This window comes from Streptomyces koelreuteriae, from assembly GCF_018604545.1.
GTDB lineage: Bacteria > Actinomycetota > Actinomycetes > Streptomycetales > Streptomycetaceae > Streptomyces > Streptomyces koelreuteriae.
In genome coordinates, this window is the sequence record NZ_CP075896.1 from 7304058 (window position 1) to 7319498 (window position 15441).

A 15441-nucleotide genomic window follows, 5' to 3' on the forward strand; every position below is an offset into this window, starting at 1 on the left:
CGCCATCCTCGTACGACGGCACGCGCACGTCATCCGGATTGAGCCGAGGGCGAAGGCGGAAGCAGCGGTCCGCACTCCCACTGCTGGAAGATCAGCCGGGTCTCCACCCGCGCGACCTCCCGCCGCGAGGTGAACTCGTCCAGTACGAGCCGCTGCAGATCGGCCATGTCGGCGACCGCGACATGGACCAGATAGTCGTCCGGGCCGGTCAGGTGGTACACGGTCCGTGACTCCGGCAGCGCCCGGATCCGCTCCACGAACGGTCCCACCAGCTCCCGCCGATGCGGTCTGACCTGCACCGACAGCAGCGCCTCCAGGCCCCGCCCCAGCTTGGCCGGATCGAGCTCCAGCCGGTGCCCGAGGATCACGCCCGAGCGGCGCAGCCGGGTCACCCGGTCCAGACAGGTCGACGGCGCCACGCCGACCTGCGCGGCGAGATCCCGGTACGTCGCCCGGGCGTCGTTCTGCAACAGCCGCAGAAGATGGAGATCCACCGGGTCCAGTACGACAGATTCGGCCATCGACCGAACGTAACACGGCATTCCTCCGCGCAGAACCGGTCAGTGTTCACCCTCCCTTCCATGGACATCGACATGGGCATCGACATGGACACGGGCATGGACATGGGCATGAGGATGGACGCGCGTTCGGGTACCACACCGCGCGCTCTCGCCACCGAGGCCGTGCACGCCGGTCGGGACGACCTCGCCCGGCAGGGGCTGCACGCCCCGCCGATCGACCTGTCCACCACCTACCCCTCGTACGACAGCCGCGGCGAGGCGGCCCGGATCGACGCCTTCGCCGCCACGGGCTCGGAGCCGGACGGCCCGCCCGTCTACGGACGGCTGGGCAACCCGACCGTCGCCCGCTTCGAGACCGCGCTGGCCCGTCTGGAGGGCACCGAGGCGGCGGTCGCGTTCGCCAGCGGCATGGCCGCGCTCAGCGCCGTCCTCCTCGTACGCGCCTCGATGGGGCTGCGGCACGTCGTGGCCGTACGTCCGCTCTACGGATGCAGCGACCATCTGCTGACCGCCGGGCTGCTGGGCTCGGAGGTGACCTGGACCGACCCGGCCGGAATCGCCGACGCGCTGCGCCCCGACACCGGTCTGGTCCTGGTGGAGTCCCCGGCCAACCCCACGCTCGCCGAGGTCGACCTGCGGGCCGTCGCCCACGCCTGCGGTTCGGTGCCGCTGCTTGTGGACAACACCTTCGCCACACCCGTCCTCCAGCGCCCCGCCGAGCAGGGCGCCCGGCTGGTGCTGCACAGCGCCACCAAGTACCTCGGCGGGCACGGCGACGTGCTGGCGGGCGTGATCGCCTGCGACGAGGAGCTCGCGGGCAGGCTCCGCCAGGTGCGGTTCGCCACCGGCGGTGTGCTGCACCCCCTGGCCGGCTATCTGCTGCTGCGGGGGCTGTCCACCCTCCCCGTACGGGTCCGGGCCGCCTCCGCCAACGCCGCCGAACTCGCCCGCCGCCTGGCCGCCGACCCGCGAGTGGCCCGTGTGCACTACCCGCGCATCGGCGGCGCGATGGTCTCCTTCGAGGTGCACGGCGACCCCCACGAGGTCATCGCCGGAGTCCGCCTCATCACCCCCGCCGTCAGCCTCGGCAGCGTCGACACCCTCATCCAGCACCCGGCGTCCATCAGCCACCGCATCGTGGACGCGGACGACCGACAGGACGCCGGGGTGAGTGACAGCCTGCTGAGGATGTCGGTGGGCTTGGAGGACGTAGAGGACCTCTGGGCGGACCTGGACAGGTCCCTCCTAGGGGCGCGGGGAACTGCGCGACCAGCCACAGCGCACCCGCACCCGCCGACCGACGAAACCCCCTACGGCGCCGACGCACTCCCCAACTCACCCGCACCCGACGCAACCCGCTCACCCAGCCGCGCCGTGATCACCAGCGTCCCCTCCTCCACCTGATAGTCGAGAGGAAGCCCCAGCCCCCGCATCGCCGCGACCATGCCGGTGTTCGACGCCTGCGTCACGGCATACACACTCGCGCACCCGGCATCCACCGCCATCGCCACCAGCCTGCGCAGCAACTCGGCACCCACGCCCCGCCGCTGCCACGCGTCCTCGACGATCAGCGCGACCTCCGTCTCGTCCCCGTCCCACAGCAGATGCCCGAGCCCGACCACCCGCCCCGACGCGGTCTGCACGGCGAGCGTACGGCCGAAGCGGGGACTGAGCAGATGGTTCAGATACCGGTCGGCGTCACCGACCGGACCGTGGTAGCGAAGCCTCAGCGTGCGGTCCGAGCACCGCTCGTGCATGGCCCGGGCCGGCTCCAGATCACGGGTGTCGGCCCGGCGCACGGTGATGTCGGCACCCTCGGCGAGGGTCAGCACGTCCCGGCCGCGCGGGAGGCGCGGGCCGAGCCGGGCGTCCAGTTCCACCAGGGCCCTGGCCCGGGCGAACTCGGTCGGGGTGAACGGCAGGTACGGCCGCTCCACGGTGATCACTCCGCCTTCCGGGGCGCGCAGGCGCAGCACGGTGTCGTCGAGGGCGCCCTCCACCGGCACGCCGTCGGTCGCCCGGTCGCCGCCGGCCGGTGCGGGCTGGGAGCGGATCGTGCAGCGTCCCAGCAACTGGCGCAGGGCCAGAGGAAGTTCCGCCGCGTCCAGGGCGGTGCGGGCGGCGAGGCCCAGGACCCGGGTCGGCGCGTCGACCAGGTCGTGCGCGTCGGCCCGTTCGATCCAGGTGTCGGTGCCGCCGGCGGTCCGGACGGCCGTGGCGATGCCGGACGCCGCCAGCTCACCCGGGGCCCGCAGCAGGAACTCGTCCACCGTGCCGTCGGCCAGCGGATGGGTCTGCAGGCTCAGGATGTCGACGCGCTCCCCGGCGAGGGCCGTGCACAGCGCCGCCAGGGACCCCGGCTCGTCCTGGACCGTGGTCCGCATCCGCCACAGCGTGCTCGCCCCCGGCACCGGCTCCGGTGCCGGGGACTCGGTATGGTCCGTCGGCGGCGCGTTCTCGTGGCGTCGTGTCCGCCAGGCCCGGAACGCCGTGGTGAACCGTCGCATCGGGGTGGCGGGGCGGCAGTTGTCGTTCTGGTGTGTCGCTTCGGTGATTTTTCGCGTCATGCACCCACTGTGACGGAACGGTGTTGCGTGATCGCGAACTCTCTGTGTCCGGCGGGTAAAGGGGACAGTTTGCCCCCTTTATCGAGCCTTCAAACGTTGCGCTCCGTACTTGATGGACCCCAGGGCCCCCATGGACCCACTGGAACCTACTGGCCGACCCGGCCCGGCTGGAGCACCTGCGTGAACAGCACGGTGCCGTCCTGCTCGCGCAGACGCACCGTCAGTTCGCCGCTGCCGCCGTCGATGTCGACCTCGCCGAAGAACTGGTAGCCGCCGGCGGGGGAGACGTTGGCGGTCGTCGGCGCCTTGATGAACACCCGGTCCGGGCCGAAGGTGCCGTCGAGCGTGTTCGCCGGGAAGGCACCGGCGTTGAGCGGGCCCGAGACGAACTCCCAGAAGGGCTCGAAGTCGGTGAAGGCGGCCTTCGACGGCAGGTAGTGCTGCGCCGAGGTGTAGTGCACATCGGCCGTCAGCCACACCGTGCCCGTGATCCGCCGGTGCTTGATGAACCGCAGCAGCTCGGCGATCTGCAGTTCGCGGCCCAGCGGCTTGCCGGGGTCGCCCTGCGCGACGGCCTCGATGTTCGGCTTGCCGTCACCGGTGTCCGGGACGACCAGACCGATCGGCATGTCCGAGGCGATCACCTTCCACACCGCCCGGGAGCGGGACAGTTCGCGCTTGAGCCACTCCAGCTGCTCGCGGCCGAGGATGCCCTGCGCGTCGGTGGGCTGGTCGTCCGTCGAGTTGGCGTTGCGATAGGTGCGCATGTCCAGGACGAAGACGTCCAGCAGCGGGCCGTGGTGCTGCACGCGGTGGACCCGGCCGCTCGGGCGGCGCAGCGTGGAGATCGGGAAGTACTCCGAGAACGCCTGGCGGGCGCGGGAGGCGAGCACGTCCACGTTCTTCTCGGTGTACCGGGTGTCGCCGAGGATCTCGCCCGGGTACCAGTTGTTGGTGACCTCGTGGTCGTCCCACTGGATGATGGACGGGACCCGGGCGTTGAAGGCGCGCAGGTTCTCGTCCAGGAGGTTGTAGCGGAAGTTGCCGCGGAACTCCGCCAGGGTCTCGGCGACCTTCGCCTTCTCCTCGGTGGTGATGTTCCGCCAGGTCCGCCCGTCGGGCAGGGCCACGGTCTCGGTGAGCGGGCCGTCGGCGTAGATGTTGTCGCCGCTGCAGAGGAAGAAGTCCGGGTCCAGGGCGCCCATCGCGTCGTAGATCCGGTAGCCGCCGAGGTCCGGGTTGATGCCCCAGCCCTGTCCGGCCTGGTCGCCCGACCAGACGAACCGTACGCCGTCGCGGCGTTTGACGGACGCGGTGCGGAAGCTGCCGGTGACCGGTTCGCCGGTGCGGCGCGGGTCGTCCGGGTCGGCGAGCAGCACCCGGTAGTGGATCTGCTCTCCGGAGGGCAGTCCGCGCAGCGGGGTCGTGCCGGTGAAGTCCGTGCCGGGGCCCAGCAGGGGGCCGTGCCATCTGCGCGGGTTGCGGAACGACTCGGTCGCCGACGTCTCGACGATCATCCGGGCGGGCCGGTCGGAGCGCACCCACACCAGCCCGGAGTCCGAGGTCACGTCGCCCGCCTGCACACCCCACCCCGCCTTCGGACGCCCGGACCGGGCGAAGGCCGGCGCCGCTCCGAGAGCGGTGGGCAGGGACAGGGCCGCCGACGCGGCGAGGGAACCCCGCAGGACGCTACGGCGCCCGGGGAACGGACGGTGTGACATGGATACGCCTCCAGGGACGGGATCCGGCCAGTGTGCAGAGCCACAACTACTGGCACGCCGCAGCGCACACACGAACCCCAAGTGAACAACTGACCCCAGGGGCGGGGGAACCGGCACGCACGGGCGAGCCCGCAGGAGTCACCCGGTGGCCGCCTGCGCCATCAGCCGTACGCCCTCGGCGATCCGGGCGGGCGGCACATGGGCGTAGCCCAGGACGAGCCGCACCTTCTTCGTCTCGGCGCCCCCGGGGCGCGGGTGGGCGCAGGACGACAGCGGGCGTACCGCCACCCCGGCCTCGGCCACGCGCGCGAGGAAGCGCTCCTCGGGGCCGTACCGCTCCGGCAGCGTGGCGATCACATGCAGGCCCGCCGCGATCCCGGACACCTCCGAGCCGGGGAAGTGCTCGGTGAGGGCGGCGGCCAGCGCGTCACGCCGCTCGCGGTAGGCGCGCTGGCAGCGGCGGAGCTGGCGGTCGTAGTCGCCGCGTTCCAGGAACCGGGCGAACACGGCCTGGTCGAGGGCCGGGTGGCCGAGGTCCATGGTGCGCTTGCGTTCGACGATCTCCTCCGCCCAGGACTCGGGCACCAGCAGCCAGCCCAGCCGCAGCCCCGGCGCGAGGGACTTGCTGACGGAGCCCGTGTAGGCCACATGGTCCGGGTCGAGGCCCTGGAGCGCGCCGACGGGGGCGCGGTCGTAGCGGAAGTCGCCGTCGTAGTCGTCCTCCAGGACGATGCCGTCCACCTCCCGTGCCCAGTCCAGCAACCCGGCCCGGCGGTCGGCCGAGTAGGCGATGCCGGTGGGGAACTGGTGGGCCGGAGTCGTCACCACGGCCCGTACGCCCGACGCCCGCAGCGGCTCCAGGGCGATCCCCTCGCCGTCCACGGGCAGCGGCACGGCGGTGACCCCGGCCGAGGTGTACAGCGCGTCGTGCTGGGGACTGCCGGGATCCTCCACCCCGACGGCACGCGCCCCGCGCGCGTGCAGCGCGAAACCGAGCAGGGTCGTCGCCTGGGCGACCCCGGAGACCACCACGATCCGCTCCGGGTCGGCCACCACGCCCCGCCGCCGGGCGAGCAGTCCGGCCAGCGCGGTGCGCAGCCGGGGCAGCCCGCGCGGATCGGGGTATCCCAGGTCCTGGTGCGGCAGTTCCGCCAGGACGTCGCGCTGCGCGGCGGCCCACGCCGAGCGCGGGAACAGCGACAGGTCGGGCGTGCCGGGCACGAAGTCCGCGCGGGCGCCGGGGGAGCGCGGGGCGAGGTCGCGCGCCCGCGGCCGGGCGGCCCGCGCGGCCGCGCCCACCCAGGTCCCGGCGCCCCGGCCGCTGCGCAGATAGCCCTCGGCCGTCAGCTGTTCGTACGCCTCCGTGACCAGTCCCCGCGACACCCCCAGGTCCGCCGCGAGATCCCGGCTGGACGGCAGCCGCGTGCCCGGCGCGAGCCGCCCCGAGCGGACCGCCTCGCGCAGCGCCGCCTGGAGGGACCGGCCACGCGTGCGTGCCGGTGCCGCGGCGGCGGGGAGCAGCAGCTCCCAGGCAGCGGACGCGGCACCTCCGCCCGGAGCGCTCTGCGGTGGCTTCATGAAGGGAGACCCTAAAGGCTCCTCGCCGCGCGCAGGCCCCGGTCCGGGTCAGCGGCTGCCGTCGAGGACGACCCTGGCGACCAGGGCCGGGTCGTCGTTCATCGGGACATGGCCGCAGCCCGGCAGCCGTACCAGCCGGGCTCCGGGGATGACGCCCTTGGCCCGCACGCCCTGGCGGGGGACGAGGAGCCGGTCCTTGCTGCCCCAGGCCACGGTGACCGGGGTGCCCACGATGTCGTCGCCGAACCGCACGGTCCTGCCGGAGCGGAGGGTCTCGGAGAACCCCTGCGCCCGGGCCAGGGCCAGCGTCTCGGCGACCACGGCCTCGGGCGCACGGCGGCCCGGGCGGGCGTAGATGGTGCTCGTCAGCAGTGTCCGGCCGAGCGCGGGACGGGCCAGCCGTTCGACGACGGGCAGGGGCATCCGCTGAGCGATCTGCCGCATCGTCATCAGCACCGCGAAGGCGTAGCGGCGTTCGGCCTCGTTCCAGAACCCGGCGGGGGACAGCGCGGTGACGGACCGGACGAGCTGGGCCCGGGCCAGGTCCAGGGCCAGCAGACCGCCCAGCGAGTTGCCCGCCACATGCGGCCGTTCGATCTCCAGCGCCTCGCACAGCGCCACGAGCACGGTGTTCATCGTCGGCAGATCGTGCGCCATGCCGTTCGGCAGCGCCGGCGACTCGCCGCACCCGGGCAGGTCCACGGCGATCACATCCCGCTCGGCCGCCAGCGCGGGGATCACCGGGTCCCACACCTGCCGGTGGTGGCCGATGCCGTGCAGCAGGAGCAACGGGTCGCCGCTGCCCCGGCGTGTGTAGGCCAGGGTGACGTGCTGCTCGCCGTGCGCGGAGGCGACTTTGAAGGAGACGGTGGCGGACATGGGTGCTCCTCGGCTGTACTCGCTGACGGACGCTGTAGACAGCTTGTCAGCAATTGCTACCGGCGGGTAGCCCCGAGTCGACGGCACCTTCACGGCCCCGGACCGCTCGACCGCTGCGGCCCGGACCGCTCAACGGGCCCGGCGCAGCTCCAGGTTGAAGTCCCCGTGCCCGAACTTCCGCATCAGGCCGACCCACAGCGGCAGCCACATCTCCACAGCCCGCGCCGCCTGGATCCCACCGAGATCGAGCACCCGCTCCCGAGGCCAGCCGAACTCCCCGAGCAGGGCCGTCACCTGCTCCTTGGCTCCCTCGTCCTCCCCGCAGACGAACACATCGTGCTCGCCCGGCACCCGCGCCGGATCCACCATCACCCGGCAGTTGACGGTGTTGAGCGACTTCACCACGCGCGCGTGCGGAAACGCCCGCTGGATCTGCTCGCCCACGCTGTCCGACCCGACCGGCGACAGCCGCAGCTCGCCCTCCTCGAACGCCAGCGGGTTGGAGACGTCCACGAGGACCTTCCCGCCGAGGTTCTCCGCCCCCGCCGCCTCCAGCGCGGCGAGGGCCACCCGCCCGCCCACCGCGTTCACCACGACCTCACCGAACGCCGCCGCCTCCGCGAACGTCCCCGCGCCCGCCCCGGCACCCGCGGCGGCGGCCCACTCCAGCGCGGCCGGATTCTCCCTCGTACGCGAACCGAGCCGCACCTCGTGCCCCAGCTCCACCAGCCGACCGCCGAGGGTGCGCCCGACCTCGCCCGTGCCCAGCACCGCGTACCGCATCGCCACCTCCGGGAAGCGTGCCGGCGATCACCGGCGTCCTGTCGGTCATTCTGTCCGGGAAGGGGCGATTCCGCCTGGACAGGGCCGCACCCGTGGGCTGGGATGGAGCCGTGACCACCGAGACCGCGACCGACCTCTTCGAAGCACACCGCCCCGTCCTGCTGGGCGTCGCCTACCGCATGCTGGGCCGCGTGGCCGACGCGGAGGACGTGGTCCAGGAGGCCTGGCTGCGCTGGTCGGGCAGCGACCGCGGCGATGTGCGCGAACCGCGCGGCTACCTCGTACGGATCACGACCCGCCTCGCCATCGACCGGCTGCGCCAGATCAAGTCCCGTGGGGAGACGTACGTGGGCCCGTGGCTGCCCGAGCCGTACGTCACGGACTTCGGCGACACCGTGCCGGACACCGCCGAGCGCGCCGTGCTCGCCGACTCCGTCTCCCTCGCCGTCCTCGTCGTGATGGAGTCGCTGTCACCGCTGGAGCGCGCCGTGTTCGTGCTGCGCGAGGCCTTCGGCTTCCCGTACGCCGACATCGCCGCGATGCTCGACCGCGGCGAGGCGGCCGTACGGCAGCTCGCCGGACGGGCCCGCAAGCACGTCGAGGAGCGGCGTCCCCGCTACGAGGTCGACCCCGCCCAGCGTCGCGACCTCACCGAGCGCTTCCTCGCCGCGGCGGGCGAGGGCGACCTCGAAGGGCTGATGGCGCTGCTCGCCCCGGACGTCCGCCTCGTCGGCGACAGCGGCGGCAAGGCGCGGGCACCGCTGCGGGTCCTCGACACGGCGGACAAGGTGGGCCGGTTCCTCGTCGGCGCCGCGCAGAAGGGCGTCCCGGACTTCTCCGTGCGCTTCCTGGAGCTCAACGGCGGCCCGGCCGTGCTGGTCCTGTCCGGCGACAAGCCCGACTCCGTCTTCCAGCTCGACGTCGCCGACGGGCAGGTCCAGGCGGTCTACATCGTCCGCAACCCCGACAAGCTGCGGTCGCTGGCCGCCGGATAGCCGACGCCGCTGTCGCCCCGTAGACCGCGCGTGAACGCCCCGTGAACGTTCCCGGCCATTGGTCTTGACCAAGGATCAGGGCCGTCCTATGGTCGCAGAGAAGTGAAACAACCTTTAAAAAACAAGGGCGCTAAAACGCCGCCGACCACGGCGATTGCGGAGGACAGGGTGGGGACCACGCAGCTGGAATCGGTGCCGGAACCGAAGTACTGGCATCTCAAGACCGTGCTCAGTGAAGCGCTCGACTCGGAGTTCTCCGTGGGGGAGATCCTGCCCAACGAGCGCGACCTCGCGGCCCGCTTCGGTGTCGCCCGCGCCACGCTCCGCCAGGCCCTGGAACAGCTCGAACTGGAAGGCAGGCTGCAGCGCCGCCGAGGTGTCGGCACGACCGTCGCGCCGCCGCGCGTGGGCGTCTCCCTCGGCACCGGCCCGCACACCTGGCCCGGCGGTTCCGAGGACGCCTGGCAGCCCGTCGACTGCGTCGCCGCGGTGCCGTCGGCGGCTGTCGCCGAGGCGCTGGGGACCGGGCGTGACGAGGCCGTCCATGTCGTGCGCCGCTCCCGGGTGTCGAACGGCCGGCCGGTGGCCGCCGAACTCCTCTACATTCCGCGGTCGTCGGTGCCCGAGCTCTCCGGTATCGACGCGCCGTCCGGAGCGGCACGCGCGCGTGCGGTGCTGCGGGAGCTGCAGCGGCTGGAGCCGGCGCGGCAGGAGAACGCGGTGGAGCTCGGCTCTGCCGGCGCCGACGACGCGAAGGAGCTGGATCGGCTGCCTGGGGCTCCTGTTCTTGTGGTGACGACTCGGTTTGTTGTCGGGGGGCGTACGGCTGCGCTGTCGGTTGCGACGTATCGTGCTGACACGTGCCGGTTGACCTTCGGTGATTCGGGTGGGGTGGAGATTCATGACGGGCCTGAGCAGCGGGCGTCTTGAACCTTTGCGCCGTGGGGGTGTGGTGAGTGGGGGGCCGCGGGCGCGTTGTGGCTTGTCGCGCCCACGCGGCGGAGCCGCATATCGACACAGCCCCGCGCCCCTACTAAAGCGGGCGTTGCTCCACCGCGAAGAGTTGTTCCTCCACGTGGTCCAGAGCCAGGCGTAGGGCGCCGGTGGCCACTGCCGCGTCGCCTAGGCGGGAGAGGGTCACCTCGGGTGGGCGGAGGCAGTAGCGGGAGAGTTCTCGGCGGAGGGGGTCGAGGACGCCGTCCAGGCCCGCTGCCCAGCCGCCGATGACGACCAGTTCCGGGTCGAGGGCGAGGACGAGGGCCGCCACGTCGTGGACCAGGCGCTGGATGAAACGGTCGACGGCCGCGCGGGCCCGCTGGTCGCCCTCGCGGGCCTGGGCGAAGACCTCGGCGACCGCCTGCTCGTCGAGCGGGTGCAGGGGTTCGTCGGTGGTGGAGAGCAGGGTCTCGGGCGTGACCTCCCGGCCCAGCAGATGCAGCGCGCCGATCTCGCCGGCCGCCCCGCCGTAGCCCCGGTGCAGCCGCCCCCCGATCAGCGCACCGGCGCCCGGGCTGAGCCCCGCCAGCACGAACACCACGTCGTCCGACTCGGTGGCCGCGCCCTTCCAGTGCTCGGCGACGGCCGCCGTGTTGGCGTCGTTCTCGACCAGCACCGGGCACTTGAAGGACCGGCTCAGCCGCTCGCCCAGCCGCAGCCCCGTCCACCCCGGCAGCGCGGTGCCCAGCCGTACCGTGCCGTCCGCCTCGACGATCCCGGGCGTCGCCACACCCACGGCCCGCAGCGAGCCCCGCGCCACACCCGCGCGCCGCAGCAGCTCGGCGACCGCCCCGCGCAGCCGCTCCAGCCGCTCGTCCGCCCCCGCCGTCTCGGACACGTCCTTGGCCTGGGCGCCGATCACCCGGCCGTCCAGATCGGCCAGCAGCGCGGCCACTCGGTGCGGTCCGATCTCCAGCCCCAGCAGATGCCCGGCCTCCGCCCGGAACCGGAACCGCCGCGCCGGGCGCCCTTGCCGCCGTGCGGCACCCTCCTCGGCCGCCTTCTCGACGACGAGCCCGGCCTCGATGAGCCCCTCGACGACGCCCTCCACGGTCGGCCGGGACAGCCCCGTCACCCGGGTGATCTCGGTCAGCGTCGCGCAGTCCGTGGCACGCAGCGCGTGCAGCACCACCGCGGAATTGATCCTTCGCAGCAGCGAGGGATCCCCGCCGGTCAGCCGCCCCACCGTCCGTCCTCCCAGGTCGCGCGCGTGTTGGCCGGATCGTACTCGGCGCGGCGCGCCCCGGCGAGGGTCCGGCACCGGCCCTCGCCTATCAGCCCGGTGCCACGAACCCCGACTCGTACGCGGCGATCACCGCCTGAGTCCGGTCCCGCGCCCCCAACTTCGCCAGCACCGCGCTGACATGCGACTTCACGGTCTCCGTCCCGACTACCAGCCGGGCGGCGATCTCCGCGTTCGACAACCCCCGCGCCATCAGCCGCAGCACCTCGGCCTCGCGCTCGGTGAGCTGGGCCCGCTCCATCACGGCCCGCGCAGCGCGGTTGCCGCCGTCGTCGCCGTACTCGGCGGCGAGCTGCCGCACCGAGGCCGGGAACAGCAGCGACTCGCCCTCGGCGATCAGCCGCACCGCGTGCACGATCTCGGCCGGCCGGGCCCGCTTGAGCAGAAACCCGTCCGCCCCGGCCCGCAGCGCCTCGTACACGTACTCGTCGTTCTCGAAGGTCGTCACCACCAGGATCCGCGGCGGCTCGTCGACCGTCCGCAGCAGCGCCCGGGTGGCCTCGATCCCGTCCAGCAGCGGCATCCGTACGTCCATGGCGACCACGTCGGGCCGGAGCCGCCGCACGAGCGGGATCACCGCCGCCCCGTCAGCGGCCTCCCCGACCACCTCGATGTCGGGCTGTGCCTCCAGCACGGCCCGCAGACCCGCGCGTACGAGGGGTTCGTCGTCGACGAGGAGAACGGTGACCGGCATCCGGACAGCGTAGATCAACTCAAGGGCAGCTCGACATGAACCTGCCAGTCGCCTTCATCGGGGCCGGTTCTGGCCCGTCCGCCGAGCAGGGCGGCGCGCTCGCGTATGCCGCGCAGGCCGCTGCCGCCACCGGTGCCGCGTCCGGGTACGGATATCGGCTCGGGCAGGGGATTGCGTATCGCGAGGACGAGGGTGTCGCCGGTGACCCGGATGCGTACCTGAGCCGGGACCGCCCCCGCGTGCCGCAGCACATTGGTCAGTGCTTCCTGGAGGATCCGGTAGCCCTCCCGGGACACCGGCCCCGGCACGGTGTCCACGGGGCCGGTCACCTCGGCGTCGACCTTCGCCCCGGAGGTACGCGCGGACTCCAGAAGGCGGTCCGCGTCCACGAGGGTCGGTCTGCCGCTCACCGGCTTCTCCGACTCGCGCAGGATGCCGAGCACACGGTCCAGCTCCTCCAAGGCGGTCCGCCCGGTTTCCTCGATGGCGCTCAGGGCCCGGTCGGTGAAGGCGGGATCACCGGCCGCGCGCGCCGCCCCCGCCTGTACGACGGCGACCGTGAGCGCGTGTCCGATGGAGTCGTGCAACTCGCGGGCGATACGCGTGCGTTCCAGGAGCTGTTCGGTGCGTTCCTCCAGCGCCGCCATCCGCTCCGCGGGGGACGGGCCGAGGAGTCGCTTGGCCAGTGCGGTGGTCAGGTGGCCCGCCCCCACCACGACCACGGCGAGCAGCAGCAGCGGCAGGGGGGCGAGCAGGGCGTGCCACCAGTGCGGCCCCTTGACGGGCACGAACCCGTCGCCGGCGGGCTCGGTGCCGAACGCCGTCGTCGCCAAGTCGACCGCGAGGAGAGGCAACTGGACGGAGAGATGGGCCACGATCCAGCCGAGGACCAGCCGCGTCTCCAGCCACACCACCGTCCGCCCGCGATCGGCCCATGTGACCGACGGAGTGGTCACGATCTCGCCGCTGTCACCACCACCTTGCCGATGGCCGATCAGCAGCAGCCTGGCCTGAAACCCCTCCACGACCCGTGTGATGGGCACGAGGCCCGCCAGTCCGAGCAGCACGGCGGCCGTGACCTGGGTCCACCACGCCTCCTCGACGAACAGCCACAGCGACGGCCACACGATGGCCACCACGATGTGCAGCCACCGCTTGTACGTGACCGCCCGCGTGAGCGGGCGCAGCATGCGGACCATGGCGTCATCGTGCCAGCCGGCACTGACAACGGACCTCCCCCGCACGGGGGAGGTGATCTCCACCGCCGGGGGAGGCCCGCACCCCGCACGACCGGCCAGGCTGCTGCCATGACCAGCATCGACGTCCAGTACCTCACCAAGGAGTTCGGCACCAAGCGCGCCGTCGACGACCTCACGTTCCGTGTGCTGCCCGGCCGCGTCACCGGCTTCCTCGGCCCCAACGGCGCCGGAAAGTCCACCACCATGCGGCTGGTGCTAGGCCTCGACCGGCCGACCGCCGGTTCGGCGACCCTCGGCGGACGCGCCTACCCGGCCCTGCGCGAACCCCTGCGCCACGTCGGCGCCCTGCTCGACGCGCAGGCCGCGCACGGCTCCCGTACCGCCCGCGGCCACCTCCGTGTCCTGGCCGCGAGCAACCGCATCCCGGACCGCCGCGTGGACGAGGTGCTGGAGGAAACCGGCCTGGCGTCGGTGGCCCGGCGCCGCGTGCGGACGTACTCCCTGGGCATGCGCCAGCGACTCGGCATCGCCGCCGCCCTGCTGGGCGATCCCGAGGTGGTCATGCTGGACGAGCCGTCCAACGGCCTCGATCCCGAAGGCATCGTGTGGATCCGGCGGTTGCTGCGGCGGCTCGCGGGGGAGGGGCGGACGGTGCTGGTCTCCAGCCATCTGATGAACGAGACCGCGTCCTTCGCGGACCACCTCGTCGTGCTCGGGCGGGGCCGGCTGCTGGCCGACACCCCGATGCGGGACTTCATCCACGCGCGCGTGCGGCCGCGCGTACGGATCCGCACGAGCGACCCCGTCGCGCTCAAGAGCGCCCTCGCCGAGCACGGCCACGAGGCCGAGGAGCACGTGGACGGCCACTGGACCGTGCACCACGCACGCGTGGACGACATCGGCCGCATCGCCTCCGCCGCGGGCGTGCCGGTCCTGGAACTCGCGGCCGAGGAGGGCACCTTGGAGCAGGCCTACTTCGACCTCACCTCCGCCGAGACCGAGTTCACCGCACAGCCCCAGGAGGCCTGACCATGGAACTCACGCCCGTACTCCGCTCCGAGTGGCTGAAGATCCGTACGCTCCGCTCGCTGCCGGGCGCCCTGGTGGCCCTGTTCGCCGCGACCACGGCGTTCTCCGCGATCGCCGGTGTCTCCGACACGTCGGACCCGGGGTTCGACCCGCTGTTCACATCCCTCTCGGGTGTCATACCGGGCCAGATCGCGGCCATCGCCTTCGGTGCCATGGCCGTGTCGTCCGAGTTCCACTCGGGGGCGCTCCGGCTCTCGCTGGCCGCGGTTCCGCAGCGCGGACGGTGGTTCGCGGCCAAGGCGGCCGTCATCGCCGTACCGGCCCTCCTGGTGGGGCTGGTGACAGCTCTCGCCGCTCTGCTGGTGGGGCGGTCGGGGCTCGGACCGGCAGCGGACGGGCTCGGCGTCGGCGAGCAGGTGCGGGGTGTCGTGGGCTGCGGGGTCTACCTCATGCTGATGGCGCTGTTCGCCGCCGGCCTGGCCGCCCTGCTGCGCAGCGGCGTCGCCACTCTGTCCCTGTTGATCCCGTTCATCCTCGTCGTAGGGTTCGTGATCGGTGACGCCACGGGCTCCGTCGCGGACTTCCTGCCCGACAAGGCGGGGCAGTTGGTCCTGCGGGAGACCTACGACGGATCGCTGCTCGGGCCCTGGTCGGGGCTCGCGGTGACCGCGCTCTGGACGGTCGCCGCGCTGCTGGCGGGAGCGTGGAGCGTGCGCTGCCGGGACGCCTGACCGGCAACGGGGCCGATGCCCCGCCGAGTGTCCCCGCCAAGTGTCAGTGGGTGCGGGTTTACTGGACCCATGAACCTCGCACAGCACATCGCCCTCGTCGACGAGCTGTGCTACCGCCCCTTTCCGGCGGAGCACGGCCCGTCGGACGTCGGCAGGTCAGGCCCCGGCTACCACATCGCGGTGTTAGAGAGCGAGCCCTACGGCGACCCCGCGACCCGGGCCGTGACGATCGACCAGTTCGAGAAGGACCGGGACGCGGTCTACGAGCTTCTCGCCTCGCGCTGGGGCGACACCGACCCCTACAACCTGCAGACGGTTCTGCTGCGTACCGAGCACGAGGAGATATCCCGGCCGTGGGCCGACCTCGCCGCATGCGCCGGTGTGGCGTACCTCTGGGAGGTGGAGGGCACCGGCCGCTGGGTCGCCTTGGCGGTCGCCGACCGCGACGAGGCACAGGAGGTGCACCTGCTGGCCCTGGTCACGGAGACCGACCCGCCGTAGGGGA

15 protein-coding genes are annotated in these 15441 nt (G+C 72.8%); 6 read left to right on the forward strand and 9 right to left on the reverse strand.

Features of this window, described 5'->3' with window-relative positions:
- Positions 1-29: 29 nt before the first annotated feature.
- The gene (locus KJK29_RS32955) at positions 30-521 is read right to left on the reverse strand and encodes an Lrp/AsnC family transcriptional regulator (protein ID WP_215122806.1); all 492 of its coding nucleotides are present in this window, start codon (positions 519-521) and stop codon (positions 30-32) included.
- An 84-nt stretch (positions 522-605) separates the two neighbouring features.
- Here KJK29_RS32955 and KJK29_RS32960 point away from each other — a divergent pair, with 84 nt between their 5' ends.
- On the forward strand, positions 606-1925 hold the full coding sequence (locus KJK29_RS32960) for a trans-sulfuration enzyme family protein (RefSeq protein ID WP_370869214.1): 1320 nt from the start codon (positions 606-608) through the stop codon (positions 1923-1925).
- Here KJK29_RS32960 and KJK29_RS32965 read toward each other — a convergent pair.
- From KJK29_RS32965 to KJK29_RS32985, 5 genes are all read right to left on the reverse strand, one after another.
- Positions 1832-3028: a GNAT family N-acetyltransferase gene (locus tag KJK29_RS32965; protein ID WP_370869215.1), complete on the reverse strand. Its 1197-nt coding sequence runs from the start codon at positions 3026-3028 to the stop codon at positions 1832-1834. The genes KJK29_RS32960 and KJK29_RS32965 overlap by 94 nt on opposite strands.
- Positions 3029-3234: 206 nt before the next feature.
- Positions 3235-4809: an alkaline phosphatase D family protein gene (locus tag KJK29_RS32970; protein ID WP_215122808.1), complete on the reverse strand. Its 1575-nt coding sequence runs from the start codon at positions 4807-4809 to the stop codon at positions 3235-3237.
- A gap of 138 nt (positions 4810-4947) precedes the next feature.
- On the reverse strand, positions 4948-6387 hold the full coding sequence (gene pdxR / locus KJK29_RS32975; RefSeq protein ID WP_215122809.1) for a MocR-like pyridoxine biosynthesis transcription factor PdxR: 1440 nt from the start codon (positions 6385-6387) through the stop codon (positions 4948-4950).
- Positions 6388-6435: 48 nt separating this feature from the next.
- A complete protein-coding gene (locus KJK29_RS32980; RefSeq protein ID WP_215122810.1) occupies positions 6436-7266 on the reverse strand; it encodes an alpha/beta fold hydrolase in 831 nt (276 codons plus the stop codon).
- Between the two features lie 129 nt (positions 7267-7395).
- A complete protein-coding gene (locus tag KJK29_RS32985; protein WP_215122811.1) occupies positions 7396-8049 on the reverse strand; it encodes an NADPH-dependent F420 reductase in 654 nt (217 codons plus the stop codon).
- A 110-nt stretch (positions 8050-8159) separates the two neighbouring features.
- On the opposite strand from KJK29_RS32985, the gene KJK29_RS32990 reads away from it, so the two are divergent.
- Both KJK29_RS32990 and KJK29_RS32995 read left to right on the forward strand, forming a co-directional pair.
- On the forward strand, positions 8160-9044 hold the full coding sequence (locus KJK29_RS32990) for an RNA polymerase sigma-70 factor (RefSeq protein ID WP_215122812.1): 885 nt from the start codon (positions 8160-8162) through the stop codon (positions 9042-9044).
- Between the two features lie 168 nt (positions 9045-9212).
- Positions 9213-9974 (forward strand): GntR family transcriptional regulator, encoded by a 762-nt coding sequence (locus KJK29_RS32995; RefSeq protein WP_215122813.1) that lies wholly within the window; start codon positions 9213-9215, stop codon positions 9972-9974.
- 103 nt (positions 9975-10077) lie between these two features.
- On the opposite strand, the gene KJK29_RS33000 is transcribed toward KJK29_RS32995, so the two are convergent.
- The 3 genes from KJK29_RS33000 to KJK29_RS33010 all read right to left on the reverse strand — a co-directional run bounded on the left by KJK29_RS33000 (position 10078) and on the right by KJK29_RS33010 (position 13176).
- Positions 10078-11226 (reverse strand): ROK family transcriptional regulator, encoded by a 1149-nt coding sequence (locus tag KJK29_RS33000; RefSeq protein ID WP_215122814.1) that lies wholly within the window; start codon positions 11224-11226, stop codon positions 10078-10080.
- A gap of 88 nt (positions 11227-11314) precedes the next feature.
- Positions 11315-11977 carry a response regulator gene (locus tag KJK29_RS33005; protein ID WP_189724460.1) on the reverse strand — a complete coding sequence of 221 codons (663 nt, stop codon included), beginning with the start codon at positions 11975-11977 and terminating at the stop codon, positions 11315-11317.
- A 14-nt stretch (positions 11978-11991) separates the two neighbouring features.
- Positions 11992-13176, reverse strand: a complete 1185-nt coding sequence (locus tag KJK29_RS33010; RefSeq protein WP_215122815.1) for a sensor histidine kinase — start codon at positions 13174-13176, stop codon at positions 11992-11994.
- A 108-nt stretch (positions 13177-13284) separates the two neighbouring features.
- Between KJK29_RS33010 and KJK29_RS33015 the strand changes: the two genes are divergently transcribed.
- From KJK29_RS33015 to KJK29_RS33025, 3 genes are all read left to right on the forward strand, one after another.
- A complete protein-coding gene (locus KJK29_RS33015; protein WP_215122816.1) occupies positions 13285-14205 on the forward strand; it encodes an ATP-binding cassette domain-containing protein in 921 nt (306 codons plus the stop codon).
- Positions 14206-14207: 2 nt separating this feature from the next.
- Entirely contained in the window at positions 14208-14936 is a 729-nt protein-coding gene (locus KJK29_RS33020) for an ABC transporter permease (protein WP_215122817.1), read from the forward strand.
- Positions 14937-15005: 69 nt separating this feature from the next.
- Complete coding sequence (locus tag KJK29_RS33025; RefSeq protein ID WP_215122818.1) at positions 15006-15437, forward strand: hypothetical protein; 432 nt, start codon at positions 15006-15008, stop codon at positions 15435-15437.
- The last annotated feature ends 4 nt before the right edge of the window (positions 15438-15441 follow it).

Bases quoted from the DNA above. Each gene is read 5' to 3' on its own strand.
- KJK29_RS32955 (WP_215122806.1), bottom strand. From the start codon at position 521: ATGGCCGAATCTGTCGTACTGGACCCGGTGGATCTCCATCTTCTGCGG.
- KJK29_RS32960 (WP_370869214.1), top strand. From the start codon at position 606: ATGGACACGGGCATGGACATGGGCATGAGGATGGACGCGCGTTCGGGT.
- KJK29_RS32965 (WP_370869215.1), bottom strand. From the start codon at position 3,028: ATGCGACGGTTCACCACGGCGTTCCGGGCCTGGCGGACACGACGCCAC.
- KJK29_RS32970 (WP_215122808.1), bottom strand. From the start codon at position 4,809: ATGTCACACCGTCCGTTCCCCGGGCGCCGTAGCGTCCTGCGGGGTTCC.
- pdxR (WP_215122809.1), bottom strand. From the start codon at position 6,387: ATGAAGCCACCGCAGAGCGCTCCGGGCGGAGGTGCCGCGTCCGCTGCC.
- KJK29_RS32980 (WP_215122810.1), bottom strand. From the start codon at position 7,266: ATGTCCGCCACCGTCTCCTTCAAAGTCGCCTCCGCGCACGGCGAGCAG.
- KJK29_RS32985 (WP_215122811.1), bottom strand. From the start codon at position 8,049: ATGCGGTACGCGGTGCTGGGCACGGGCGAGGTCGGGCGCACCCTCGGC.
- KJK29_RS33005 (WP_189724460.1), bottom strand. From the start codon at position 11,977: ATGCCGGTCACCGTTCTCCTCGTCGACGACGAACCCCTCGTACGCGCG.
- KJK29_RS33010 (WP_215122815.1), bottom strand. From the start codon at position 13,176: ATGGTCCGCATGCTGCGCCCGCTCACGCGGGCGGTCACGTACAAGCGG.
- KJK29_RS33015 (WP_215122816.1), top strand. From the start codon at position 13,285: ATGACCAGCATCGACGTCCAGTACCTCACCAAGGAGTTCGGCACCAAG.
- KJK29_RS33020 (WP_215122817.1), top strand. From the start codon at position 14,208: ATGGAACTCACGCCCGTACTCCGCTCCGAGTGGCTGAAGATCCGTACG.
- KJK29_RS33025 (WP_215122818.1), top strand. From the start codon at position 15,006: ATGAACCTCGCACAGCACATCGCCCTCGTCGACGAGCTGTGCTACCGC.